Source organism: Tenacibaculum dicentrarchi (assembly GCF_964036635.1).
GTDB classification, from domain to species: domain Bacteria; phylum Bacteroidota; class Bacteroidia; order Flavobacteriales; family Flavobacteriaceae; genus Polaribacter; species Polaribacter dicentrarchi.
The window spans coordinates 2,136,266-2,162,948 of record NZ_OZ038524.1 but is presented as its reverse complement, the minus strand read 5'-3'; the positions used below and the strand labels follow the sequence as shown (position 1 = coordinate 2,162,948).

26 protein-coding genes and 1 tRNA gene are annotated in these 26,683 nt (G+C 30.6%); 20 read left to right on the top strand and 7 right to left on the bottom strand.

Going from position 1 to position 26,683, the window contains the following annotated elements:
* Positions 1 to 43 precede the first annotated feature (43 nt).
* Positions 44 to 838, bottom strand: coding sequence for a LytR/AlgR family response regulator transcription factor (locus tag ABNT14_RS09380; protein ID WP_101902970.1), 795 nt, complete (start codon positions 836 to 838; stop codon positions 44 to 46).
* A 282-nt stretch (positions 839 to 1,120) separates the two neighbouring features.
* On the opposite strand from ABNT14_RS09380, the gene ABNT14_RS09375 reads away from it, so the two are divergent.
* Both ABNT14_RS09375 and ABNT14_RS09370 read left to right on the top strand, forming a co-directional pair.
* Complete coding sequence (locus ABNT14_RS09375) at positions 1,121 to 4,354, top strand: SusC/RagA family TonB-linked outer membrane protein (RefSeq protein WP_101902969.1); 3,234 nt, start codon at positions 1,121 to 1,123, stop codon at positions 4,352 to 4,354.
* A gap of 20 nt (positions 4,355 to 4,374) precedes the next feature.
* Positions 4,375 to 5,844, top strand: coding sequence for a RagB/SusD family nutrient uptake outer membrane protein (locus ABNT14_RS09370; RefSeq protein ID WP_101902968.1), 1,470 nt, complete (start codon positions 4,375 to 4,377; stop codon positions 5,842 to 5,844).
* A gap of 95 nt (positions 5,845 to 5,939) precedes the next feature.
* On the opposite strand, the gene pyrF is transcribed toward ABNT14_RS09370, so the two are convergent.
* The gene (pyrF, locus tag ABNT14_RS09365) at positions 5,940 to 6,767 is read right to left on the bottom strand and encodes an orotidine-5'-phosphate decarboxylase (RefSeq protein WP_101902967.1); all 828 of its coding nucleotides are present in this window, start codon (positions 6,765 to 6,767) and stop codon (positions 5,940 to 5,942) included.
* A 63-nt stretch (positions 6,768 to 6,830) separates the two neighbouring features.
* Here pyrF and ABNT14_RS09360 point away from each other — a divergent pair, with 63 nt between their 5' ends.
* The 15 genes from ABNT14_RS09360 (at position 6,831) to ABNT14_RS09290 (ending at position 17,491) form a co-directional block, all read left to right on the top strand.
* Entirely contained in the window at positions 6,831 to 7,907 is a 1,077-nt protein-coding gene (locus ABNT14_RS09360; RefSeq protein ID WP_101902966.1) for an ABC transporter permease, read from the top strand.
* Position 7,908: 1 nt separating this feature from the next.
* Complete coding sequence (locus ABNT14_RS09355) at positions 7,909 to 8,403, top strand: TlpA family protein disulfide reductase (RefSeq protein WP_101902965.1); 495 nt, start codon at positions 7,909 to 7,911, stop codon at positions 8,401 to 8,403.
* Between the two features lie 26 nt (positions 8,404 to 8,429).
* Complete coding sequence (locus ABNT14_RS09350) at positions 8,430 to 8,927, top strand: thioredoxin-like domain-containing protein (protein ID WP_101902964.1); 498 nt, start codon at positions 8,430 to 8,432, stop codon at positions 8,925 to 8,927.
* Positions 8,928 to 8,956: 29 nt separating this feature from the next.
* Positions 8,957 to 9,448, top strand: a complete 492-nt coding sequence (locus ABNT14_RS09345) for a TlpA family protein disulfide reductase (protein WP_101902963.1) — start codon at positions 8,957 to 8,959, stop codon at positions 9,446 to 9,448.
* Between the two features lie 35 nt (positions 9,449 to 9,483).
* Positions 9,484 to 10,242 (top strand): triose-phosphate isomerase, encoded by a 759-nt coding sequence (gene tpiA, locus ABNT14_RS09340; RefSeq protein ID WP_101902962.1) that lies wholly within the window; start codon positions 9,484 to 9,486, stop codon positions 10,240 to 10,242.
* A gap of 9 nt (positions 10,243 to 10,251) precedes the next feature.
* Entirely contained in the window at positions 10,252 to 11,091 is an 840-nt protein-coding gene (gene prmA / locus ABNT14_RS09335; RefSeq protein ID WP_101902961.1) for a 50S ribosomal protein L11 methyltransferase, read from the top strand.
* Complete coding sequence (locus ABNT14_RS09330; protein WP_101902960.1) at positions 11,092 to 11,367, top strand: ATP-dependent Clp protease adaptor ClpS; 276 nt, start codon at positions 11,092 to 11,094, stop codon at positions 11,365 to 11,367. It begins immediately after the preceding gene.
* A 1-nt stretch (position 11,368) separates the two neighbouring features.
* Positions 11,369 to 11,641: a hypothetical protein gene (locus tag ABNT14_RS09325; protein ID WP_101902959.1), complete on the top strand. Its 273-nt coding sequence runs from the start codon at positions 11,369 to 11,371 to the stop codon at positions 11,639 to 11,641.
* 320 nt (positions 11,642 to 11,961) lie between these two features.
* On the top strand, positions 11,962 to 12,438 hold the full coding sequence (locus tag ABNT14_RS09320) for a hypothetical protein (protein WP_101902958.1): 477 nt from the start codon (positions 11,962 to 11,964) through the stop codon (positions 12,436 to 12,438).
* 252 nt (positions 12,439 to 12,690) lie between these two features.
* The gene (locus ABNT14_RS09315) at positions 12,691 to 13,956 is read left to right on the top strand and encodes a tyrosine-type recombinase/integrase (protein WP_101902957.1); all 1,266 of its coding nucleotides are present in this window, start codon (positions 12,691 to 12,693) and stop codon (positions 13,954 to 13,956) included.
* Positions 13,957 to 14,332: 376 nt separating this feature from the next.
* Positions 14,333 to 14,665 (top strand): helix-turn-helix domain-containing protein, encoded by a 333-nt coding sequence (locus ABNT14_RS09310; protein ID WP_101902956.1) that lies wholly within the window; start codon positions 14,333 to 14,335, stop codon positions 14,663 to 14,665.
* 1 nt (position 14,666) lies between these two features.
* Positions 14,667 to 14,918: a hypothetical protein gene (locus ABNT14_RS09305; RefSeq protein ID WP_101902955.1), complete on the top strand. Its 252-nt coding sequence runs from the start codon at positions 14,667 to 14,669 to the stop codon at positions 14,916 to 14,918.
* Between the two features lie 210 nt (positions 14,919 to 15,128).
* The gene (locus ABNT14_RS09300; RefSeq protein WP_101902954.1) at positions 15,129 to 16,187 is read left to right on the top strand and encodes an AAA family ATPase; all 1,059 of its coding nucleotides are present in this window, start codon (positions 15,129 to 15,131) and stop codon (positions 16,185 to 16,187) included.
* A 243-nt stretch (positions 16,188 to 16,430) separates the two neighbouring features.
* Positions 16,431 to 17,345, top strand: a complete 915-nt coding sequence (locus ABNT14_RS09295) for a DUF6371 domain-containing protein (RefSeq protein WP_101902953.1) — start codon at positions 16,431 to 16,433, stop codon at positions 17,343 to 17,345.
* Between the two features lie 5 nt (positions 17,346 to 17,350).
* The gene (locus tag ABNT14_RS09290; RefSeq protein WP_159459540.1) at positions 17,351 to 17,491 is read left to right on the top strand and encodes a hypothetical protein; all 141 of its coding nucleotides are present in this window, start codon (positions 17,351 to 17,353) and stop codon (positions 17,489 to 17,491) included.
* A gap of 551 nt (positions 17,492 to 18,042) precedes the next feature.
* Here the strand turns inward: ABNT14_RS09290 and ABNT14_RS09285 are convergent.
* The 4 genes from ABNT14_RS09285 to ABNT14_RS09270 all read right to left on the bottom strand — a co-directional run bounded on the left by ABNT14_RS09285 (position 18,043) and on the right by ABNT14_RS09270 (position 20,032).
* Positions 18,043 to 18,116: transfer RNA gene (locus ABNT14_RS09285), tRNA-Arg, on the bottom strand.
* Positions 18,117 to 18,195: 79 nt separating this feature from the next.
* On the bottom strand, positions 18,196 to 18,420 hold the full coding sequence (locus tag ABNT14_RS09280; RefSeq protein ID WP_101902952.1) for a putative signal transducing protein: 225 nt from the start codon (positions 18,418 to 18,420) through the stop codon (positions 18,196 to 18,198).
* Positions 18,421 to 18,439: 19 nt separating this feature from the next.
* The gene (locus ABNT14_RS09275) at positions 18,440 to 18,592 is read right to left on the bottom strand and encodes an SsrA-binding protein (RefSeq protein ID WP_101902951.1); all 153 of its coding nucleotides are present in this window, start codon (positions 18,590 to 18,592) and stop codon (positions 18,440 to 18,442) included.
* A 96-nt stretch (positions 18,593 to 18,688) separates the two neighbouring features.
* Positions 18,689 to 20,032 (bottom strand): SPFH domain-containing protein, encoded by a 1,344-nt coding sequence (locus ABNT14_RS09270; protein WP_101902950.1) that lies wholly within the window; start codon positions 20,030 to 20,032, stop codon positions 18,689 to 18,691.
* A 464-nt stretch (positions 20,033 to 20,496) separates the two neighbouring features.
* Here ABNT14_RS09270 and ABNT14_RS09265 point away from each other — a divergent pair, with 464 nt between their 5' ends.
* Complete coding sequence (locus ABNT14_RS09265) at positions 20,497 to 21,441, top strand: calcium/sodium antiporter (protein WP_101902949.1); 945 nt, start codon at positions 20,497 to 20,499, stop codon at positions 21,439 to 21,441.
* A 548-nt stretch (positions 21,442 to 21,989) separates the two neighbouring features.
* On the opposite strand, the gene ABNT14_RS09260 is transcribed toward ABNT14_RS09265, so the two are convergent.
* Positions 21,990 to 23,012 carry a glutamine synthetase beta-grasp domain-containing protein gene (locus ABNT14_RS09260; protein ID WP_101902947.1) on the bottom strand — a complete coding sequence of 341 codons (1,023 nt, stop codon included), beginning with the start codon at positions 23,010 to 23,012 and terminating at the stop codon, positions 21,990 to 21,992.
* Between the two features lie 187 nt (positions 23,013 to 23,199).
* On the opposite strand from ABNT14_RS09260, the gene ABNT14_RS09255 reads away from it, so the two are divergent.
* The gene (locus tag ABNT14_RS09255; RefSeq protein ID WP_101902946.1) at positions 23,200 to 25,383 is read left to right on the top strand and encodes a glutamine synthetase III; all 2,184 of its coding nucleotides are present in this window, start codon (positions 23,200 to 23,202) and stop codon (positions 25,381 to 25,383) included.
* A gap of 73 nt (positions 25,384 to 25,456) precedes the next feature.
* Entirely contained in the window at positions 25,457 to 26,635 is a 1,179-nt protein-coding gene (locus tag ABNT14_RS09250) for an AIR synthase related protein (protein ID WP_101902945.1), read from the top strand.
* Positions 26,636 to 26,683 lie beyond the last annotated feature (48 nt).

Sequence of the window (26,683 nt, the reverse complement as noted above, 5' to 3'; positions counted from 1 at the left end):
AGAAATGGGGACTTCTAAATTAATTTCACTTGCTTAGGATGTTCTAAAATCCTATAATTTCTTGAAATTCTTTTTTATAACTTTTACTGATACGAAATGTTTTATTGTCATTTATTTTTACATCAGTCTCTCCGTAATTAGAAGCAATTATTTCATCAATAAAATTAGTGTTGATGATTGTTGAACGGTGTATTCTTATAAAGTTACTAGCATTTAATCGTTTTATGATACTAGATAAAGATTCTCGTAGTAAAAATTTACGGTTATCGGTTGTGAAAATTTCAATATAATAACCCGAGGCCGATATATATTTAATCATACTTCTTTCAAGTAAAATTACTTTATTACCTGATTTTATATTGATTTTAGTGCCTTTTACAGTAGTGTTTATTTTAGGTTTTTCTTCAGATTTTTCTTTTATAAAATTTAAAATATTATCTAAGTTACTTTTAAGACTAAATTGATTTTCAATTTTCTTACTTGCTATTAATTTATCTATAGAATTAAAAAAACGGATTTTATTCAAGGGCTTTAATAAATAATCAAATACACCATAATCAAAAGCTTTTAAAGCATCTTTATTTGATGAAGATGTAAAGATAAAAACAGGTTTTTCAGATAGAGTTATTTTATCAATAACATCAAAGCCTGTAGTAACATCATTTAGCTGTGTATCAAGATACACAATATCAGGTTTTAGTGTGTTAATTTTATTAATACCATCAATAGTTGTAGTGCATTGATCTATTACTTTTAAAAAATTAAATTCAGTTAATAGTTCTTTTAAGTTGTCGATAGCTTGTTGGTCGCTATCTATAATTAAGACTGATTTTTTCATATTTTGAGGAAATATTTTATAAAAATTAGTAGTAAAAGCTATTTAATAATAGTATAGGTTATACTACATAAGTTTACAAATTTAAACAATCAATGGTTATTTTAGATACTAAAGTACCAATTTATTGTTAAAAATTAACATTTTTTTTGGTTTTAAAATGGGTGTTAGCCACTTTTTAAAGGTTTTTTACATCAAAATAAAGGTCTTTAGCGTCAAAAGCTTGTTAACGAATAACTATTGCCTTTAAATTTACATCCAATAATAATTAAAATTAAATATTTTATGAATCCACGTTACAAAAACGTATTGTGTATTTTATTTTTTCTAGGTTTTCTAGTAAATGTAACTGCACAACAAAAGATGATTACAGGTACTGTGTCAGATAGTGCTGGTCCATTACCAGGAGTTAATGTTGTAATAAAAGGTACGGTATCAGGTGTTGAAACTGACTTTGATGGTACATATACTGTTAAAGCGGAAGCAAATCAAAGCTTAGTGTTTAGCTTTGTAGGTATGCAAAATGTTACTAAATTAGTAGGTGCAAAAACTACGATTAACGTAGTAATGCAAGAAGATGCAAATGTATTAGAAGAGGTTGTTGTTGTTGGGTATGGAACATCAACTAAATCGGCATTTACAGGTACTGCAAAAGTTGTAAAGGCTGAGGTATTAGCGGCAAAAAGTGTTTCAAATATTTCACAAGCTTTAGCAGGTGAGGCTGCAGGGGTACAGGTTATAAATACTTCAGGTCAGCCAGGTAAATCGGCAACAATTAGAATTAGAGGTTTTGGTTCTGTAAACGGAAACAGAGATCCTTTATTTGTAGTTGATGGTGTTCCTTTTGACGGAGCACTTAATACGATTAATCCATCTGATATAGCATCTACAACGATATTAAAAGATGCTACGGCAACTGCAATTTATGGTTCTAGAGGGGCGAATGGAGTTGTTTTAATTACAACAAAATCAGGTAAAAATGGGGTTTCATCAATTGAATTTGATGTTAAAACTGGTGTTAATTTTAGCAATTTAGCTAGATATAGCACTATTAAATCACCAGAAGAATACATTGGTCTTTCTTGGGAAGCAATGAGAAATAAAGGAGACTTTAATGGTGAAGCTGATGCAACTGCGTATGCAAATGCGAATCTTTTTTCAGGGAAAGGTATTAACAGTGCTTATAATTTATGGAATGTTTCTGATATTTCTAAATTAATTGATCCTGCTACAGGAAAAGTTAGAGCAGGTGTTGCTAGAAAATACACGCCAGAAAACTGGGCTGATTATGGTTTCCAAACTTCTATTAGAACAGAGGCAAACTTAAAAATGAGTGGTGGTGATGATAAAACAAAATACTTTTCTTCTTTTGGTTATTTAGAAGATAAAGGATATGTACTTAATTCAGATTATAAAAGATATACTTCTCGTTTAAATTTAACACATAACCCAACTGATTGGTTAAAAGCAAGTGTTAATTTAGGATATACTTTTGGAAAAACGACTTCAAACGGACAGTCTGAAGATTCAGGAAGTGTTTTTTGGTTTGTTGATAATATTCCTTCAATTTACCCATTATTTACTAGAGATACCAATGGTAAAAAAATTGATGATCCTATTTATGGAGGTCATATTTACGATTTTGGAGATGCAGGACGTGGTTTTGGAGCTTTAACAAATTCAATTGCAAATGCTAAATATAACTTAAAACAATCAGAAAGACATTCGTTAAATGCTAATTTTTCTTTTAACTTTCAATTAGCAGAAAACTTAAGTTTTGAGTCTAGATATGGAGCTCAATATTATAGTTTTATTGATAATGATATTCAAAATCCTTTCTACGGATCGGCAGCTGGATCAGATACTAAAGGTCGTTTATTTAAACAAAACAGGTATGCGGTTACGCAAAACTTCTTAAACATGTTTAAGTATAATACTTCTTTTGGTGATCATAAAGTTGATTTTATCGCAGCGCATGAGTCTAATCAATGGAAAAGACAAAGAGGTTATACTGATGTAAAAAGAGTTGTAAACCTTAATAATGGTTTAGATGATCCTACAAACTATGTAGAAACTGCTGGTAAATCAACAGGATATAGAGAAGAAATAGCTATTGAAAGTTTCTTCGGGCAGGCAAACTATAATTATGATGGTAAATACTTTTTTACTACCTCTGTAAGAAGAGATGGTACATCAAGATTTAAAAACAATAAATGGGGTACTTTCGGTTCTATCGGTGGTTCATGGATTGTAACCAAAGAAAACTTTATGAACGATGTTGAGTTTGTAAACAATCTTAAAGTAAAAGTAAGTTATGGTATTTTAGGTGATCAATCTATCGGTTCAGAATTAAGTGATATTTATGCTGGGCAAAACGGATACGATATTGAAAACTTAGGAGGACAAATTTCACTTCCTGTACGTGCAAGACAAAATGCTGAATTAACTTGGGAAACTTCTAAAATGTTTCAAACAGGTGTTGAGTTTACTTTGTTTGATAACTTAGTTGATGCTTCTTTTGACTACTACGTTAAAAATACAGAAGATTTAATTTTTGACAGACGTTTAGGGCCTTCTTTAGGAGATGCTTTAGAAAAGGTAAATGATGGTAAATTAAAAAATGCTGGTTTTGAATTTGATATTACTACGCATATTATTAATAAGAAAAACTATACGTTCGATGTTTCTTTAAACGGAGAGTTTTTAAAGAATGAATTAACGCAAATGCCTATTGACCCGTCAACAGGAAAGGCTAAGTTATTAGATCAAAGTGGTAACTACGGACGTTCAAAAGGGCATTCATTATTTGATTACTACATGAGAGAATGGGCTGGTGTTGATGCTAACGACGGTGCTGCAATGTGGAATGTAAACTATGTAGATGCAAACAAAAATGATGCTTTTGATAAGGGAGAAGAAATTAAAAACTATAATAAGTTTTTAACAGACAACCCAGATGCTAAAATATCACAAGGAACTACTAAAGTATATTCACAAGCTACACAGAAATATGTAGATAAATCGGCAATTCCGACAGTAAGAGGAGCTTTCAGATTATCTGCTAAAATTCATGATTTTGATATTAGTTCTCAATTTGCATATAGCTTAGGAGGTTATGCTTATGATGGTGCGTATGCAAACTTAATGTCGAACGGTCAAGTTGGAGGTAACAACTGGTCTACTGATATGAGAGACAGATGGCAAAAGAAAGGTGACATTACAAATGTTCCTAGATTATATAGTAACGAAGTTACTGCTGTTACAAGTTCTTCTACCAGATTTTTAACATCTACAGATTACTTAGCGTTAAATAATATAAGAGTAGGATATACAATTCCTGTACAATACATTAAAAAAGCAGGTTTAGGTAGCGTAAACTTATATGCTTCTGGAGATAACTTATTTTTATTAAGTAAAAGAGATGGATTTAATCCAGCAACTTCAGAAACTGGTTCTTCAGATCAATACAGATATTCTCCTTTAACAACATTTGCTTTAGGAGTAAGAATTAAATTTTAATCATTGAAAATTTAAAAAAGATGAAAAAAACAATATTAAAATCTATTGCAGCAGTAGCTATCTTAACGATATCTGTTGGATGTGGTAATGATTTCTTAGAAAAATCACCTACAGGATTTATTAACGTAGAAGATTTTGGAATTTCAGGTAATCTTAATCCTGATGTATTAGACGCTACACTTAGTGGAGCTTATTCTACAATGATTAACCCTGAAACAGGTGGAACTACAAACGATGGTGATTTTGGTCAAAAAGGATATGATATCTATAGTGATATGTTATCTGGAGATATGGCTTTATCATTAAGTTCGTACGGATATTATAGAAGTCTTACAACCTTAGAAGATACGGTTGACTATACAAGATTGACAAATTACAGACCTTGGAGATATTACTACAGAATAGTAAGAGCTGCCAATTTAATTATTAACGGTTTAGGTGATTCGCCAGTAACTGTAGATGCTAAATATGCGCTTGGGCAAGCAAAAGCATTAAGAGCTTATGCGTACTTTTATTTAAGTCAATTCTATATGAAAGAGTACAACCCTAGCACGAAGGTTTTACCTATTTATACAAATCCTGAAACACCAAACGTAGCACAAAGTACTACTAAAGAAGTGTATGAGCAAATGATTAGCGATTTAGAATCGTCAATTACTTTATTAAACGGTTTTGTAAGAGAAACTAAAAATCAAGTAAATAGCGAAGTAGCTAAAGGTTTATTAGCATACGTTTACGGAGCAATGAACACTACGGAATCAAATACAAAATCGTTAGCATTATTAAACGAAGTGGTAAACACTGGAGGTTTTAATGTAATGTCTAAAGATGAAGTTGTTGGAGGTTTTGACGATGTAAACATTAACGGATGGATCTGGGGTGCCGATCTTACTACAGATATGGATTTCGGTTTAGTATCTTGGTGGGGGCAAATGGATGTTTATAGTTACAGCTACCAATGGGCAGGTGATAAAAAATCAATTGACCAAGATTTATATGATGCAATTGATGCTACCGATATTCGTAAAACACAGTTTAACGATAATAAAGGAACTTCAAATCACTTAATACCTAACAATAAATTTTATCACCAAGATAAAAAAATTGGAGGTCAGCAAGTAGTAACTACTGATTATGTTTTCATGAGAATTAGTGAAATCTATTTATTAAGTGCAGAGATGGCAGCAAAAACAGGAAACGAAACTTTAGCTAAAGACAGATTAAAAGCTATCGTTAGTAAAAGAATGCCAGATGCTTCTTATATTGATGCTTTATCAGGAAAAGCTCTTTTAGATGAAATTTATTTCCAGACTCGTGTAGAGCTTTGGGGTGAAGGGAAAAGTTACTTAGCAATGAAACGTAATAAGGCAACTATTAAAAGAGGTGATAATCACTTAAGTTTAGTAGGAAAAGAAATTCCTTATAACGATGAGAGATTAACTTTTGAAATTCCACAATCAGAAATTCAAAACAATCCTTTTATAAACTAATAGGTTTATAGTATAAAACGAAAAAGCACTCAATTTATTGAGTGCTTTTTTTGTTTTTAATTCAAAATAGTAAGCTATTTGTATCAAATATATTTTTATAAAGTATTTAAAACCTCCTTCATCTGCTCTTGTAAAACTGCAGCATTTTTAGCTGCTGCTTGTGCAAAATCTTCTTTATCCGAAGCATAAATAATTCCTCTAGATGAATTAATTAATAATCCAACGTTTTTGTTCATTCCGTATTTGCAAACATCTTGTAAATTACCACCTTGCGCTCCAACCCCTGGAACTAATAAAAAACTGTCAGGCACAATTTTGCGTATTTCTGTAAAATATTCCGCTTTGGTAGCCCCAACAACGTACATTAAGTTTTCTGAATTTTTCCAATTTTTAGACGTTTCTAAAACCTGTTTGTAAAGCTCTTTCTTGTCTGTTTCTACTACCATTTTTGTTTGAAAATCAAACGCTCCTTGGTTAGAGGTTAACGCCAGCATAATGGTATGTTTATCATCAAAAGCTAAAAAAGGTTCTACCGAATCTTTTCCCATATAAGGTGCAACCGTTACCGAATCGAAGGCTAAATCTTCAAAAAAAGCTTTGGCATACATGGTTGAGGTATTGCCAATATCGCCACGTTTGGCATCGGCAATGGTAAAAATTTCAGGATGTTTTTCGTTGATGTATTTGATAGTTTTTTCAAGCGATTTCCAACCTTTTATACCGTAAGCTTCATAAAAAGCGGTGTTTGGCTTATAAGAAACACATAGATGATGTGTAGCGTCGATAATTGCTTTATTGAAGGCAAAAATTGGGTCTTCTTCCTTTAATAAATGGGTAGGGATTTTAGTTAAATCGACATCTAAACCGATGCATAAAAACGATTTCTTTTTGTTAATTTGCGTAACTAATTCTTGTGTAGTCATGTGTTGTTGTAAAAGTTAAGCAAAAGTACACTTTTTTAAGACTTTACATTATCTTTGTTAGATATGTTTCAATATGTAATCAATAAATTTTTCTACGGATTTTTAACACTTTTTGGCGTAGTTACGGTAATTTTCTTTTTGTTTAACGTATTGCCTGGCGACCCAGCAAGAATGATGTTAGACCAACGAGAAGACACCGAACAGCTTGAGAATATCAGAAAAAAATACGGTTTCGATAAGCCTATTTTTACGCAATATTTATATTATTTAAATGATGTTTCGCCGATGTCGTTACACAGTAATAAAGAGGAAGATTATACTTTTTTATCCGAAGGAAAATACACGTTTCAAAAAATAATTGGCATAAGTTCTGTAAATTTGGTGCTTAAATACCCATATTTAAGGCAATCATTTCAAAAAAATGGTAAAAATGTATCCGAAGTAATTACTGAAACCTTACCAAATACGGCTATTTTAGCTATTTTTGCCATTACCATTGCATTATTTTTAGGAATATTTTTAGGGATTTTATCAGCTTTATATAAAGATACTTTTTTTGATAAAATAATTGCTATATTAAGTACTTTAGGAATGAGTGTTCCGTCTTTCTTTTCGGCAATTTTAGTGGCGTGGTTTTTTGGTTTTATATTACATGAACTTACGGGCTTAGAAATGACAGGAAGTTTATATGAAGTTGATGATTTTGGCGAAGAAATACGTTTAAAATGGAAAAATTTACTATTGCCAGCCATTGTTTTAGGAGTTCGTCCGTTGGCGGTAGTTATTCAATTAATGCGAAACTCATTATTAGAAACCTTAAATCAAGATTATATACGAACGGCAAATGCAAAAGGGTTAACCAAGTATCAAATGCTTAAAAAACACGCTTTAAAAAATTCGTTAAATCCGGTGGTAACAGCAATTTCAGGATGGTTTGCTTCGATGTTAGCTGGTGCGGTTTTTGTAGAGTATATTTTTAATTGGAATGGCTTAGGAAAAGAAATTGTAAACTCCTTAAATACGCTTGATTTACCTGTAATTATGGGAAGTGTATTGGTTGTGGCAACTTTATTTATAGGTATTAATATATTGGTAGATATTATTTACAGTTGGTTAGATCCGCGAATTAAATTAAATTAATATGAACTATTTTTTATGTTTTATAGCATTTTTAGTATTGCAAAGTTGTGCTATTTTTCAGCCTAAAGTTTTTACAGGGCAAGCTTTAAATGAAAAATTAGTAACTACAAGCAGAGATTCGATTACTCTAAAAGAAATTTTTGATAAAAATAAAGGAGAAGCCCAATTTATACAAGTTTTTGCAACCTATTGCCCTTTTAGTCAGCGTAGTTTTAAAGATGTGATAGCGTTTCAAGCCGAAAATCCATTGGTAAATTATATTTTTTTATCGGTAGATCATTCTTATTTTGATTGGAAAAGAGGGCTTGAAAATATTAAAAAAAAGAATAAGTTAAAAGGCGCATATTATTATATTCCTAAAAAAGGGAAAGGAGCATTGGCGAATTTTTTAAAATTAAAAACAATTCCGAGGTTTTTAATTGTTGATAAAAAAGGGAAAATTACACTGTTTAAAGCTTCGAGTATTTCTAAAAAAGTTAAAGATAAAACACATTAAAAAAACAAACAAAGATGATAAAAAAGATGATAAAAAAAATAGGCGTTATTTTTGCAGTAAGTTTAGCCTTACTTAGTTGTTCGACTCAAAGCCCGACAGAATTTTCAAAAGAAGCTTTGGCTGATGTTTTTGTAGCTATAAACACTAAAGAAGAAGTGCCATTTAAAGATATTTTAGATAAAAATAAAGGAAAGAAAATATTGATAGATGTTTGGGCTTCTTGGTGTACAGATTGTTTAGAGAATTTACCTGCGGTTAAAAAAGCACAAGAAGAAAACCCTGAAATGGTCTTTTTATATTTATCTCTAGATAGAAAATTAGAAGATTGGCATTCAGGTGTTGAACGCTTGAATATAAAAGGACAGCATTATTTTATGCAATCAGGATGGGAAGGAAGTTTTGCTAAATTTTTAGGGTTAAGTTGGATTCCTCGTTATTTATTAATTGACGAACAGGGTAAAATTATTGTTTTTAATCAAACAAAAGTTTCTGCAATTTTAATGGCTAAAAATGTTAAAAAATAACGTATTTTTAGTGCAAAAAAAATAAACTCATGAAAAAACTTATTTACCTATTTGTTATTGTTTTATTTGCATCTTGTAATACCGAAAAACCTGCGGCTTTTTCAGAGGGTATTTTACAAGAAAAATTTTTAACAACCAACGATAAAGCAATTACTTTTAAAGAAATTCTGGCAAAATATAAAGGAAAAAAAGTAATGTTTGAAGTATGTGCTTCTTGGTGTGCCGAGTGCGTGTCAGGAACACCAAAAATAAAGGAATTAAAAGCTAAAAACCCTGAGGTTGTTTTTGTTTTTTTATCAATAGATAAAACAGTAGCACAGTGGAAAAAAGGAATAACACGTTTTTTTAATATTAAAGGAGATCATTATTTTCTACCTGCGGCACTTAAAGGCGGATATGCAAAAGGGTTAGGGATTAAAGATGTGCCAAGTTATATGGTTGTTAATGAGCGAGGTATTATTTCATTAGGAAATGTAACAGAGCCATTTGACCCAAGGTTGGCAACTGCATTACAAGAGTAGTAAAATAGAAATTAAGAACATAAAAGAGTGTAATTTTGAGAAAAAATATCATTGCAGGTAACTGGAAAATGAATGTAAACCTTGATGAAACTAAAAAGTTAATCAAGCAAATAAATAAGGGAATAAAAGAAGGAGTATCAGATGATACTAGAGTAATTATAGCGCCTAGTTTTGTGAATTTAAACACGGCAGTTAAAAAAGCAAAGAAAACTAAAATTGAAGTAGCAGCTCAAAATATGTATTTTGCTAAAAGCGGTGCTTTTACGGGAGAAATATCTGCCGATATGTTAACTTCTTTAGGATTGAATTTAGTTGTTTTAGGACATTCTGAACGAAGAGAATATTTTGGTGAAACAGCGGCTATTTTAGCTAAAAAAGTAACAGCAGCTCTTGAAAATAATTTAGAAATTATTTTTTGTTTCGGAGAGGTTTTAGAAGATAGAAAAGCTGAAAATCATTTTAAAGTAGTAGAAAATCAATTGAAAAATAGCTTGTTTCATTTGAATAAAGCTGATTTTTCTAATATTATTTTAGCCTACGAGCCTGTTTGGGCAATTGGAACTGGTGAAACAGCATCGGCAGAACAAGCACAAGAAATGCACGCTTTTGTAAGAGCAACTATTGCAAAACAATATGGTGATGCAATTGCAAACGATATTTCAATTTTATACGGAGGAAGTGTAAAGCCTGAAAATGCCGCAGAAATTTTTTCAAAAACAGATGTAGACGGAGGATTAATTGGAGGAGCGGCTTTAAAAGCAGCTGATTTTGTAACGATTATAAAAGCAATATAATCAAGAGTAATGGATAATATTTATATAGAATATAATTTTGAAGTAAGCCCTAAAGACCCGGCAACTGAAATTTTAATAGCGGAATTAGGTGAGGTTGGTTTTGAGAGTTTTGTAGAACTTGATAACGGAGTAACGGCATACATCCAGAAAAATGACTGGAAAGAAAACATGTTAGAAGATCTTTTTATTTTGAAATCGGAAGATTTTTCTATTCGTTTTGATCATAAAGAAATTGAGCAAACGAATTGGAATGCCGAATGGGAAAAGAATTTTAATCAAATTCAAGTAGATGATTTGGTAAGTATCAGAGCGCCGTTTCATGAAAACCCTCATTTAAAATACGACATTGTTATTGAGCCAAAAATGAGTTTTGGTACAGGGCATCATGAAACAACACATATGATGGTACAGCATTTAATTGATTTAGATGTAACCAATAAAAAAGTGTTAGATATGGGCTGCGGAACAGGAATTTTAGCAATTTTTGCTGAAATGAAAGGAGCAAATCCTATTGATGCCATTGATATTGATGCTTGGTGTTATGAAAATTCTGTAGAAAATGTACAAAGAAATGAATGTAAAAATATTTCAGTTTTTGAAGGAGATTCATCGCTTTTAGCTGATAAAAAATATGATGTTATTATAGCAAATATCAATCGTAATATTTTATTAAGTGACATGGAAATATATACAAATTGCTTAAATAAATCAGGTATTTTATTGCTAAGTGGTTTTTATAGCGAAGATATTCCTGTTATAGATACAGAAGTCTCAAAACACGGTTTAGCATTACAAAAAACAATTAAAAGAAATAATTGGGTAGCTTTGCAGTATCAAAAAACAGCATAAATGAGCACGATAGAAAAAATACAAGAAGATTTAGACGTTTTAACGCAAGAAACAAAAAAGCATGAAATTATTTTACATAATGACGATGTAAATTCATTCGATTTTGTAATTGATAGTCTAGTTGATGTTTGTGATCATACATTAGAGCAAGCAGAGCAATGTTCTGTTTTAGTTCATTACAAAGGTAAATGTGCCGTTAAAACAGGTGAGTATAAAGATTTAGAACCAAGATGTGCTAAGTTGTTACAATTAGGTTTATCAGCAGAAATAATTTAAGATGGAAAGTGTTTTTAGGTATTACGAATTTTCTGATTTTATCAAGGATGTATCAGCTGCTTTTTCAGGAAATGAAATTTGTTATGCGATATTAAATGAACAGCATTTTTTAATTTTTGAAAAGGATAAAGAAATCTATAATTTATATGTTTCTAAATATAATAAAAAAAATGAAATAGGGGTTAAGCCCCCTGAAATACTAGAGATTTTAGTTGAAGGTTACGATAAAGCAATACCTGCTCACCGTGTATTTTTAAGGAAGTATTTATATTAAAAAACTCAAAAAAAAAACTTATTTTGAGTTTTTTTTTGGTTTAATGTGACGTTTAAAAAATAAGCGTGTCATAGTAGTGTGTATCATTTGTAAATAATTGAAATAAAAATTTTAAATAAATATTTTTTAAGAGTATTAAAATAGTAGTAGTTAGTTTTTATACTAAGTTTGGTTAGATGAAAAGGCCTTAAGCGAAAGCTTAGGGTCTTTTCTATTTTTTATTATGTCGATTTATTAACTTAAAGATAAAGTAATGTAAATATTGTTTTTTTTAAATTAGGTTACATTTATTGCTATAAAAAACAGCTAAAAATAATAGGATGAAAAAAATAGGTTTAATTTTAATTTTCACCTTTTTACTTTTTATGCAATCTTGCAATATTATAAGTGAATGTGAAGATGTAGATTGTTTTACACCACCAGATCCGTTTCAATTTGAATTAGTTGATAAATTAACAGGAGAAAATTTATTTACCACAGGTGAATTTAACTCAAAAGATATTAAAATATTAAATAGTACTACTAAAAAACCTATCGAATTTCGTTTTATCGATAAGAATAATTATAATATTATCGAAATGACTTCTATTGGATGGAAAACAGCAATTGTTAATTATACGATTCAAATAGCTGATAAAAATATTTTCGAGGTCTATGTAAATTCACAAAGAAAAACAAAGGGCTGTTGTGAATATACTGAGTATAAAGAAATTCAAATTAAGCAAGCTGCGTACGAGTTAACCGAAAACACTAGGTTTTATAAAATATTTATTAAAACAGTGTCTGTGGGAAAATAATAAGCAAAAAAAAACACTAAGAAAAAATCTTAGCGTTTTTGTGACCATGGCAGGATTCAAACCTGCAACCTCTTGAGCCGTAATCAAGAATAATACTATTTGTTCATTATTTTATTACTACCTTAATACTATGTAAACCCTTGTATTTACTGTAAATATACTCTTTTTGTTAATAAGTAGTATTTGTTTATTATGTTATTTTTTCTGCAAATATTCTGCAAATGGTTTATGTTTGCAGAAAGTAATTAAAATATGAAAACCGAAAAAGCAGTAAAAGAATACAATATTTCAATACGATTAGATAATAGAAGAAAAAAAGATAGTGGCTGTTATCCTATTAAATTAAGAGTTTACGGAAAAGTAACTAGAAAGGAAAAATGGTATGCTTTAGATATTGATTTATTAGAAGCTGATTTTATTGAAATTTGGCAAAACCCAAAGAACAAAAAATTTAGAGGTTCAAAAAAAGAACTGGAACTAAAACTAAAAGCGATTGAAACTCGAGCAAATGAAGTCGCAACAGAAATGACTGTTTTTAATTTTGATAAATTTGAAACTAAACTATTTAGAAAGTCATCAGATAAAAATAATGTAAAGTATCATTTTAATTTAACTATTGACAAAAATATAAAGGAGGGTAAAATTGGAACTGCTGAAAGTTATAAATACACTCTTAATTCCTTAATTGATTTTAGCGAGAATAAAAAGAAGTGTAAAGCTGATAAACTCACTTTTAATATTATCAATGTAGGTTGGTTAAAAGAATATGAAGCTTTTATGTTATCTAAAAATAAAAGTTATACTACAATAGCAATTTATACTAGAACGTTAAGAGCCGTATTTAATAGAGCTATTGAAAGTAATGATATTAGTATTGATATTTATCCATTCGGAAAAAATAAATATAAAATTCCACGAACAAAAAAAGTAAAGAAAGCATTAAGTAATAACGAACTTAAAATTTTATTTAATGCTGAGGTTTTAAATGATAACCAGCAGAAAGCAAAAGATTTTTTCTTTTTCAGTTATAATTGTAACGGAATGAATTTTAAAGATATTGCTTTATTGAAATACTCAGATATTAAAAACGGTAAATTCAGTTATTACCGTGCAAAGACTTTTGACAAATCAGCAGAAAAAACAGAAATTACAATCTACTTAACAGATTTTACAAACGAGGTTATCAATAAATACGGAAACAAGTCTAAAGATAATTTTGTATTTGATATTATCAATGTTTCTGAAAACAGTACAACTCAGTACAACAAAATTAAAAACTTTACTAGGCACATAAACGAACATCTTAAAAAAGTAGCTAAATTAAACGGTTTACCTATTGATTTGTCGAGCTACTGGGCTAGGCATTCATTTGCAACAAATTCATTGCGTAAAGGTGCTAGTATGGAGTTTATAAGCGAGGCTTTAAATCATAGTGACCTGAGTGTAACTAAAAATTACTTTGCAGGTTTTGAAGATGAAGCCAAAAAAGATTTTGCCAATAGCTTGTTGGACTTTTAAGGAGTACAATTAACATAAAACAGTAAAAAAAAATAAAAAAAATAAAAAAAAATATTTTTAATTAAAAAATTATCTTTTTAAGGCACGTAAGGCTTTTTTTAAAATAATAAGTAGTTATACATAGTTAATGACTATTAAATACCTAAAACATACCTTAAAACAATAAATTTTCATTGTATTGTTATTTATTCGTAAATATGTTTTATCTTTGAACCGTCTTATAAAAATAAAGGCACAAAAAAAAGTGCTTACAGCTTTTCGGCAATTAAACACTTTTGTAGTATTATTATCTGTAGGAGGAAAATAATTATTGCAAAAGTATGAAATTAAAGGGAGTTGTAAGCATTATCTAATAATTTTTTAATTTCATAATTTTATGGTTTTAACATTTAATGATTTACCAACAGTACTAAATGAAGTACTAGAATTACAAAAAGAGCTGAAAAATTTAATCCTATCTAAGGAGACAAGCTCACAATCCGAACTGGAAAAACCTCTAAACATTAAAGAGGTCGCAAAACTTACTCAGTTAAGCGTTCCAACTATTTATTTATACGTATCAGGGCGTAAAATTCCACACTACAAACAAGGTAACAAGCTAAGATTTTTTAAATCCGAAATTATCGACTGGATTAAAAAGGGCAAAGTTAAAACAGTTTCAGAAATTGGAGCTGATACTGATGTTTTACTATCTAAAAAAGCGGTTTAAGATGACTACGAACCGCAAAATTTCACAAAAGACAAAAGTACTTAGCTATCTTAAAAATAACATTGCCACTGGCTCAATGGTATGCGATGCTATCGGTATAACACAAAAGAGTTTTAGTAGAATTAAAAGAGACCTCGAAAAAATAGGCTTATTAGCTGAGGTTAAACACCAGCGTTGTAAAATTACTAAGTGTTTAGCTTGGTACTTAACCACAAATGATGTTTTAGTAGCTGAAATAAATAATCTTAGCTAATTGATGGAAACACCTCAACAAAAAGTAAAGGATTTTTTAACAGATGTTTACGATACGATAGCTACTCTAATTACTTTATATTTTAATTAGAATGTAAAAATATAGGAGCGTACCTATTTGATGCGCTCCTATTCTTATTTAATTGCTTAATCCTAAGCGATACGGCATTTCTTATGCCAAAATTAACGATAGTAAAGGTATAAAAATAGAATGAATAATATTGAAAATAAAACAAACATTACAGCAGAAATGATATTAGAAAATGTAACTAATACAATTGATGCGATTGATAAAAGAGACGAAAGTGTGGGGCTTTTTACAGTTAAGAAAGCTAATAAATGGATTGATGAAGCTAAAAACACGGCAATACCTAAAACATTATTTGGTGAACTTTGGTTTGAAAGTGAAATTTGTATCTTATTTGCTGATACTAATTTAGGTAAATCAATTTTAGCGGTTCAAATTGGCGAAAGTATAAGTAGTGGCAAACCAATACCAGGGTTTAAACTAGAAGCCGAACCGCAAAAAGTATTATACTTTGATTTTGAATTATCAAAAAAACAATTTGAAAATAGGTATTCAGTAGATTATGAAGACCATTTTAAATGGAACGATAATTTTTTAAGAGTAGAAATAAATCCTGATTCAAATATTCCAGACGGCAAAGATTTTGATACTTATTTAAACGAGTCAATAGAACAAAGTATTATTAAATTAGATTCTAAAATCTTAATTATTGATAACCTTACTTACTTGAAAACTGAAACCGAAAACGCAAAAAACGCTCTGCCTTTAATGAAACATTTAAAAGCCTTGAAAAGCAAATACGGACTTTCACTCTTAATTTTAGCACACACACCAAAAAGGGATTTATCAAAAAAAATTACTAGAAATGATTTATCGGGAAGTAAGATGTTAATCAATTTTATTGATGCGTGTTTTACTATTGGCGAAAGTAGTACTGATAAAAGTTTACGATACTTAAAACAGATTAAAGCCCGAAACACTGAAATTGTTTACGATACTGAAAATGTAGCAATTTGTAAAATAGATAAACCGTTCAATTTTCTACAATTTGAATTGGTAGACTATGGAAACGAAAGCGAACACCTCAAAGAAGTTACTGACAAAGAAAAAAACGAACTAGAACAAAATGTACTTAATTTCAAAGCTGAATATCCAAATTTAAGTTTGCAAGATATTGCTGACAAATTCAATACTAATAAAATGAAAGTGTCACGAATATTAAAGAAAAATAACAAATCGTAACAGTCGTAACAGTCTGTTACGGTGTTACACTTGTTACGAAGTGTTACGATTATTAATGCAGAAATATTTAAAACCCTTATTTTCAGTTAGTTAAATAGGTAGTCGTAACAAATCGTAACAGTTGTAACAGTCGTAACAAATCGTAACACCGTAACAGTCATAACAAATCGTAACAGTCGTAACAGTCGTAACACTGTAACAGTCTGTTACGCTTGTTACGATTAATTAAAAACCTTTAATTTTATGGATAATTTCAGATACATTTTAGAAAAATACAACGGAACAAAGAGCCGATACCATTGCCCTAACTGTAATAAACCTAATCAGTTTACTAGATACATTGATACACAAACTAACGAACATTTAAACGATGCTGTAGGGGCTTGCAGTAGGCTTGTAAAGTGTGGTTATCATTATAAACCAAAACAATATTTTCAAGACAATAATACATTTGAAACAAAAGCAGTTCCATTTGTACGAAAGCCACCACCACCAAAACCAATAACAAGTTATTTTAATGCTGAGGTTATGAATAAGAGTTTGAGTAGTAAAGCTCCTAACTTCTTTTTAGATTATTTAATCACTTTATTTGGTACGGAAACGGCTCAAATGCTAATAATGGATTATAATATTGGAACTTCTACTAAATGGAACGGTGCAACCACTTTTTGGCAACAAGATATTAACGGAAAAATAAGAAGTGGCAAAGTAATGCTTTACAATCCTGAAAACGGTAAACGAGTTAAGAAGCCGTATAATCACATCGGTTGGGAACATTCAGAAATTGATAACTTTAATTTAGAGCAATGTTATTTTGGTGAACACTTATTAAATGAAGACAAAAACAAGCCAATAGCAATTTGCGAAAGTGAAAAAACAGCAATTATTTGCAGTATCTGTTTGCCAGAGTTTTTTTGGTTGGCTTGTGGTTCGCTTAATAATTTGAGTAAAGCAAAGACAAAGGTATTAAAAGGTCGCAATGTAGTATTGTTTCCTGATGCAGGTTGTTATAATAATTGGAATGATAAAATACCTAGACTCGCAAAAGATGTATATTTTACAACTAATACATTGTTAAGAGACAAAGCAACGGATTACCAAAAAGAACAAGGTTTTGATATTGCTGACTGTTTGATACAATCACAAAAAGCCACGTAAAAATAATGAAAAAACATAAACATTTAAGAGTAATTGAGCGTAAAAATATTTACAGAATAGGAGGCAATTATTTCACAATTTTAATAGATGGAGTTTTTAAAGATTTTAGAAGAATTAAAACACCTCAAAAATATAGAATAATTTAAAACAAAGAGTTTTCTTACATTATAAAAAAGAGCCGTTTTAAAGCAGTCTTATAACCTCAGTAGTAAAGTATATTAAATTATTCTTTGCGTTTGCTGAGGTTCTTATTTTTGTAGTTAATTGGTATCTGTTACACGTATGTACTTTGTATCTACGTTTTGAACACTATAAGAAAAAAAATATTGCGATGTTTTAGACACTATAAAAAAAGAGCCGTTTTAAACCAACCGTCTTTACAATTTACTTTAACATCTGAAATGTACGTTTTAAGCTAATTTTATAACCTCAACTACAAAGAGTTTTAAAATATTATTTGCGTTTGTTGAGGTGTTTATTTTGATAGTTACTTGGTATCTGTTATGCGAGTGTGTATAAAAAAAGAGAAGATAGTTTTCGTACATTTAAAAAAAGAGCCTAACAATTCAGCAATAGAGTAACACTATCAGCAGAAACAAAACTTAAAATAATTATTTAATTATCTATTTTTCTGCAAATATTCTGCAAATGAAAAAACCAGCATTTACAGAAACGTCTGTAACTACTGGTTTTGTTGTGACCATGGCAGGATTCAAACCTGCAACCTCTTGAGCCGTAATCAAGTGCGCTATTCAGTTGCGCCACATGGCCGTATTGCGAGTGCAAATCTACAACTGTTTTATTGATAAAAAAAATAAATTCAAGTTTTTTTTACTTTTTTTTTCAAAAATTAATTTAATTCTTTTTTGAAGTTATTTATTATTTCTTCAGCGCCTTGAAAATCAGATTTATATATAAATAATTCACAAGAGTCACCTGTGGCACCAAAACCTGCTAATCTCCCAGATTCTTTTGTGTCTTTAACTAAGCTTGGTATTTTAGCTTCATCTAATAAAAAAGCAAGCCTATTTGCTAATATTGAAGTTCCGGTATATACTTTTACGTGTTCTTTCATAATTTTAGGTTTTAATATGTTAATCTAATGAGTTTATAGTAATAAATGCTCGCCATCCAATAATTGCTAATTGAAATTTTGAAGCTGTAGAAATATCTAATGCTCTTTTTGTAAAAGAGGGTAGTAGTAGTTTGTTTAGTTTTGCTAAAGCTTTAAAAAAATGTTTTTTCATTGAAATATTTAATTCTATATCAAAAATACTGAAAAATAATGTATTACTAAGGGTAACATAAATCTAGATAGGTTGCCCTTAGTAATAAAAGCCATTTTATTTTTTATTTTGCATCATTTTTTTTGCTAAGTCAGCACCAATTAATGACTGTAATAAGCTTCCGTTTGCGTTTCCTCCGTTATTTCCACCTTCAATATAAGTAGTGGGAAGTTGTAAGTCTTTTATTTGCTGGGCAACACCAACGGCTGTTTTATATTCCCATTCTGCTTTTTCTTGTGGAGTTAAACCAGCACTAACTAATTTAGCATTTTCATAATATTGCGCTTCGGCAGCTACTTTTTTACTTTTGGCTTTGTATTGCTCAACTTCAAATTGCTTTTTTTCTTTGATTAAATTAAATCCAGCTACTTTTGCTTCTGTTTCGGCTTCAATTGTTTGTTGAATTTGGATTTTTTCTAACCTTGCTCTTTCTTTTGCTTTTTCAGATTCTCCTTTAGCAACTTCTTTTTTAGCTCTGTAATATTCACGTTCGGCTTGTTGTTTTTCTAATTGAGTTTGGGCAACTTCATTTTTTTGTAAATCTAAACGCTCATCAAAAGAAGATTCCCAATCAATACCCGTTACTTGTGCTTGGTAAATTTTTAAACCATATTGTTTTAATGTATTAGAATCATCTCTAATAATAGTACCATCTTTGGTTCTTTTTATTCTAAATTTTTTCTGTTTACTTGATTTTCCGATTTTTATTTTTCGAATAGTGGTTGTATCGCCTACAACTTCATTACTATTTTCCGATTCGTAATATTGCTCTACTTGATACATTCCGTTTTCTAATTGATCTCTAAAATACCTATCAAAATCAGAAGCCTGTCCAGAAATATAATCTTGTGCGTCCATCAATTTACAGGTGTTTTTTATAGCGGCATCAATATTTGGTAAAACTCTTCCATAGATTAATTTAGATTCACTTCTGTTTCTATCTGCCATGTTTAAAAAAACTGCTTCATCATTAATATTTACTCCTACAATAACAGAAGTGCTTATTTCGGCTTTAATAGCATCGCTAAATTCCCATTTTTGAGCTTTTCGGTTATAAATACCTCGGTCACTTTTTGGTAATTCATTTTCATCTTTAACAATAATATCTTTTATAGATGTTTCATACGATAAAGGAATAATTCGTCCCCACCATTTTAATTTTAATCCTTGGGTTGTAATCATTTTATCGCCACCAGAAACGTATTGTACCGCATAAGCAGTACCTGCATCTGCATAAAAAAACATTCCTGTAATAATACTCATAAAGGCACCAAGTGCTGTTAATTGAATACTTCTTTGAAAAGTAAACCAAGTTAAAATTTTGTTGTTTTTAATAATTGAGCTTAATAACATAGTTGTTAGCCCCATAATAATTAATAATACTCCGATAAATGTTAGCATAAAATATAGTTTGGTTTTAAAAGTTGGTTATGATAATAAAGCGATAATCGTTGCAATTTTTATTGCGATAATAATTAGTTTTAATGTAATAGCAATCATTTTTTAGGTGTTTTTAATTGGTTTATAATTCTTAATTTTTTATGAATATAGTGTAAAGAAAAGCTCGCTTCCAAAAAGATATTTAGCATTTAATAGGTTTAGATTTAAATAAGAAGTTAAAAGGTGATAAATAGTTTTAATTTATAAGATAGTTTACTTGTTTAGTGTTCTTATTTTTAATCAAAAACTTACTTTTATGTTTTTAATGATAATTTAATATTGGGGTTTTATAATTATTTTAAAGAAAATAAAGGAAAACAGGTGTTTATAAAGCTTATTTTTTGGTATTTGTTCTTTTTTAAAGCTTTTTAGCACTTGTTTATTTTGATGTCAAAGTTCTATATTTGCAAGAAAAAATAGAATCGATGGATAATATTGTATATATAGCGTTAGGATTGTTATTATTAGTTCTTGGAGGGAATTGGCTTTTAAAAGCAGCTGTTGGATTATCGTTAAAATTAAACATCCCAAAGGTAGTAATCGGAATGACAGTTGTTTCTTTTGCAACCTCAGCACCAGAGTTAATTGTAAGTATAAAGTCGGCATTAAACGGCGCTTCTGGCTTGGCAGTAGGGAATGTAATAGGTTCTAATATTGCTAATATTGGCTTGGTTTTAGGGATTACGCTAATTTTATCAACTATTGAAGTAGAAAAAAACTTTTATAAAACCGATTGGCCTGTAATGATGGTAGCTTCAGGTTTATTATATTTTTTTATCGCTTTTGATAATACCATTGAGCAATACGAGGGAATTATTTTATTTAGTATGTTGGTGGTGTTTTTAGTGTATTTATTGCGTTTTCAAAAAACAGCAGTAGTCGATGAAATGCCTGAAGATGATGAAGAATTACCTTTATATAAGGTGGTATTATTTTTAAGTATTGGTGGTTTCTGCCTGTGGTTAGGTTCTGAATGGTTAATTGATGGTGCTACAAACTTAGCAAAAAGTATGGGGGTAAGTGATGCTATTATTGGTGTTACAGTGGTCTCGGTAGGGACAAGTGTACCAGAATTAGCGGCATCAATCATTGCAGTTTTGAAAAAAGAGAAAGCTATTTCTTTAGGAAATTTAATTGGTTCGAATGTCTTTAATATATTGGCAGTTTTAGGAATTACATCAATTATTACACCGATAAAATTAGGTACTGATGCTTTAAGTTTGGTAAATAATGATATTTATTGGATGCTTGCCATTTCGTTTATCATATTGCCATTTGCGTTTTTCCCAAAGAAATTACGCTTAAATTGGGTTCATGGAATTATATTATTAGTTGCTTACACTGTTTTTGTGTATTTAAAATTGAGTTAAGAAAGTGGTTGTATGGATTTTTATTAGAAAAACTATTATATAAAAGCAACAAACCTCACAATTAAAACCTGTGAGGTTTATGCTTAATAGCCTGCTTGAATTTTATTTAAAAATACTTTTCTAACATAGAATAATACATTGAACTTCGTTAAATTGAATTAAACTCATTTTTGCATTTTAATTTGCCATATTTTTTTAGCTTTTTTTGATGGTATTTATCGATTTGATTGATTTTAATGAGTAGAAGAAATTGAAAAAAGAAAAAAATCACTCGAATTGACTGCTTGTTTATGAGTTTTTGCAGTAAAATTATAATTAATTTCTAAAATTCTGAAAACTAGCAAAATCCCTAGCCCCGATTGAAGCAATTGTTTGAGCTCTTTTTTATTTTTTTCTTTTGAAAAATAAAAAAAGCGAGTGCGTAAAGCGGGAAATAGCTTCAAATAATCCTTTTTCTTATAAAATATATCGCATAAAAAAGCCTTTAAACGAATTTAAAGGCCTCTTTTGTTGTTGTTGTTGTTGGTTGTGTTGTAATGGAAAATATATTATAAGTTATCGCAAACAGGCTTTACTGTTTGTATAATTCTTGAAGCAATTTTGTAAGGATCTCCGTTTGAAGCAGGTCTTCTGTCTTCTAAATATCCTTTCCAATCGTTATCAACTGTTAAAATAGGAATACGAATTGAAGCACCTCTGTCAGAAATTCCGTAACTGAAATCGGTAATTGAAGCAGTTTCGTGTAAACCTGTTAAACGTTGGTCGTTGTGAGCTCCGTAAATATCGATATGTTCTTTAGTTACTGGTCTGAAAGCTTCACATATTTTCATGTAAGTTTCTTTAGATCCACAAGTTCTTAACACAGTGTTAGAGAAATTTGCGTGCATTCCAGAACCATTCCAATCTCCTTTTACAGGTTTTGGGTGATATTCGATGTAGTAACCATATTGTTCTGTTAATCTGTCTAATAAATATCTAGCAATCCAAATTTCATCACCAGCTATTTTTGCACCTTTTGCAAATAATTGAAATTCCCATTGCCCTGAAGCAACTTCTTGGTTAATTCCTTCAAAATTTAAACCAGCATCAATACATAAATCGGCATGTTTTTCAACAAAATCTCTACCGTGAGTATTTCTACCACCTACAGAACAGTAATACATTCCTTGAGGACCTGGATATCCGCCAACAGGAAATCCTAAAGGAAGTTGTGTTGCGTTGTCCATAATAAAATATTCTTGTTCAAAACCGAACCAGAAATCGTTATTGTCATCATTAATAGTAGCACGAGCGTTAGATTCATGCGGAGTTCCGTCAGCATTCATTACTTCATTCATTACTAAATATCCGTTAACACGAGCAGGATCAGGATAAATTGCAACAGGTTTTAAAACACAGTCAGAAGCGCCTCCTGAAGCTTGTTTTGTAGAAGACCCGTCAAAAGACCAATTTTTTAGCTCTTCTAAAGTTCCTTGAAAATTTTCATGCTCTTCAACCTTTGTTTTACTTCGTAGGTTTTGAGTTGGTTTGTAACCATCTAACCAGATATACTCTAACTTAATTTTTGCCATGATACTAGAATCTATTATTTAGAATTGAATTCAAAGCAAAAATAAATAATTTATATTATATGCTAAAATTTATAGGGGTAAAATATTTAATATTAGTTTTTAATCATGCAACCCCTGTTTTTTTAGGGGGTGTTCTTTAATTTTGATAAATTTATGTATTTTTGACCTCAAATTCACACTTTATATTATGTCAACTTTAAGATTTAGCGCTTTAAAAGAAACTTTACACAGAAAACCTGTTTTTATAGAACAAAAAGGGCGTCGTTCAGAATTGTTTGGGAAAAATGTTTTTAACGAACAAGCAATGCGTCAGTATATGACAAAAGATGCGTATAAAAGTGTGATGAACGCCATTGAATTTGGAACTAAAATTGACAGAAAAATTGCCGATCAAATTGCGGTAAGTATGAAAGATTGGGCGCTGTCTAAAAATGCAACTCATTATACGCATTGGTTTCAGCCATTAACAGGGGCAACGGCAGAAAAACACGATGCTTTTTTTGAAACTATTGATGGTGGTGGCGCTATGGAGCGTTTTGATGGTGGGCAATTGGTACAGCAAGAACCTGATGCGTCTAGTTTTCCGCATGGCGGGATAAGAAATACCTTTGAAGCTCGTGGTTATACGGCTTGGGATCCTACATCACCAGCATTTGTATATGGTACAACGTTGTGTATTCCAACGGTTTTTGTTGCTTATACTGGCGAATCTTTAGACAACAAAGCGCCTTTATTAAAGGCCTTACAAGCTGTTGATACATCGGCAACCGCAGTTTGCAAATATTTTGATAAAAATGTATCAAAAGTAAGTGCAACCTTAGGTTGGGAGCAAGAGTATTTTTTAATTGATACTGCATTAGCTGCTGCCCGCCCTGATTTAATGATGACAGGAAGAACACTTTTAGGGCATTCTCCTGCAAAAGGACAGCAATTAGATGACCATTATTTTGGGTCAATTCCTGATAGAGTACTGAGTTTTATGCGCGATTTAGAGCAAGAATGTATGCTTTTAGGAGTCCCTGTAAAAACACGTCATAATGAAGTAGCACCGAATCAGTTTGAGTTAGCGCCTATTTTTGAAGAAGCTAATTTAGCGGTTGACCACAATTCATTATTAATGGATGTGATGGAAAAAGTATCGCAACGTCATCAGTTTAAAGTATTGTTTCATGAAAAACCTTTTGAAGGAATTAATGGTTCAGGGAAACATAATAACTGGTCGTTAGAAACAAATACAGGTGTTAATTTATTGAGCCCAGGAAAAACTCCGATGAAAAATTTACAGTTTTTAACCTTTTTTGTAAATACCATTAAAGCAGTTCATGATTATGAAGAATTAATCAGAGCATCGATGGCAAGTGCTAGTAATGATCACAGGTTAGGAGCAAATGAAGCGCCACCAGCAATTATTTCGGTGTTTATTGGCTCGCAATTATCCGAAGTATTAGACGAATTAGAAAACGTTACCAAAGGAAAATTATCACCTCAAGAAAAAACAGATTTAAAATTAAATATTGTCGGTAAAATTCCTGAAATCTTATTAGATAATACCGATAGAAACCGAACATCTCCTTTTGCTTTTACAGGAAATAAATTCGAATTACGTGCCGTAGGTTCGTGGGCTAATTGTGCAGGGCCGATGACGGTTTTAAATACGATTATAGCAAAACAGCTAAAAGAATTTAAAATTGAAGTAGATACCTTAATAGATGCAAAAAGCTTGAAAAAAGATGAGGCTATTTTTAATGTGTTAAGAGAATATATAAAGGCATCTAAAAAAATTAGATTTGAAGGCGACGGCTATGGAATTGAATGGGAAAAAGAAGCTAAAAAACGTGGTTTAAGCAATCATAAAACAACGCCTGAGGCTTTAAAAGCTAAAATATCAGAAAAATCAATTTCACTTTTTGAAGAGATGAATGTGATGAATAAAATAGAGGTGGTGGCTCGTCATGAAATTGAATTAGAAGAGTATTCAAAACGAATTCAAATTGAAAGTAGAGTTTTAGCAGATGTTGCTAGGAATCATGTAATTCCTACAGCAATTCAATATCAAAATACCTTAATCGAAAATGTAAAAGGCTTGAAAGAGATTTTTGGAAACGGCTTTGAGCAATATGCTAAAGAACAGCTTGATTTAATTAAAAAAATATCGGGGCATCTTGCTGAAATCAATTCTAAAATTGAAAAAATGACCGAAGAACGTAAAAAAACGAACAAATTTTTTGGGCAAAAAAATGCCGATAATTATTGTAATAAAGTAAAACCGTTTTTTGATGAAATCCGTTATCATTGTGATAAGTTAGAATTATTAGTAGATGATAATTTATGGCCTTTAACAAAATATAGAGAATTATTATTTATCAGATAAAACAATTAACTAAAAATTAAATAGGAAACCCTTTTGAATTCTGTTAAATTTGCAATTAACAACAACATAACACATGAGTAACGAAGTATCTAAACGCTACGCACAACGAGGCGTATCGGCATCTAAAGAAGATGTTCATAATGCTATAAAAAATATTGACAAAGGGTTATTTCCAAAGGCTTTTTGTAAAATTGTACCTGATTATTTAACCAATGATGAAGATTATTGTTTAATAATGCACGCCGATGGTGCAGGAACAAAATCGTCATTAGCCTATATGTATTGGAAAGAAACAGGCGATATTTCTGTTTGGAAAGGAATTGCACAAGATGCGTTAATCATGAATATTGATGATTTATTATGCGTTGGAGCAACCGATAACATACTACTTTCTAGCACAATTGGACGTAACAAAAGTAAAATCCCTGGCGAAGTTTTATCAGCAATTATCAACGGAACTGAAGAGTTAATCGACGATTTAAAAGGTTTTGGTGTAACGATTCATTCAACAGGTGGCGAAACTGCCGATGTTGGTGATTTAGTACGCACTATTATTGTAGATTCTACCGTAACAGCACGTATGAAACGTACTGATGTAATTGACAACGCAAACATTAAAGCAGGCGATGTAATTGTTGGTTTAGAGTCTTTCGGGCAGGCAACTTATGAAACACAGTATAATGGTGGAATGGGTTCTAACGGATTAACATCGGCAAGGCATGATGTTTTTGATAACTATTTAGCAGCTAAATATCCGGAGAGTTTTGATGCGGCTGTTCCTGCGGATTTAGTGTATTCAGGAAAAACAAAATTAACAGATGCTGTTGAAAATTCGCCAATCGATGCGGGTAAATTAGTGTTATCGCCAACAAGAACATACGCACCTATTATTAAAGAGATTTTATCGAAATTTAATGCTGATACGGTTCACGGAATGATTCATTGTTCTGGTGGCGCGCAAACTAAAATTTTACATTTTGTTGATGAATTACATATTGTAAAAGATAACATGTTTGCTGTTCCGCCTTTATTTAAATTGATACAAGAGCAATCAAAAACAGATTGGAAAGAAATGTATCAGGTGTTTAACTGTGGGCATAGAATGGAAATTTATGTATCGCCAGAGGTTGCCGACGATATTATAGCGATTTCAAAATCGTATAATGTAAATGCTCAAATTGTAGGTAGGGTAGAAGCTTCTGAAACTAAAAAATTGACCATAAATAGTGAGTTTGGTACTTTTAATTATTAACTAAAAGTGTTTTATATAGATGAAAAAAGCCTCCGTTTGACGGAGGCT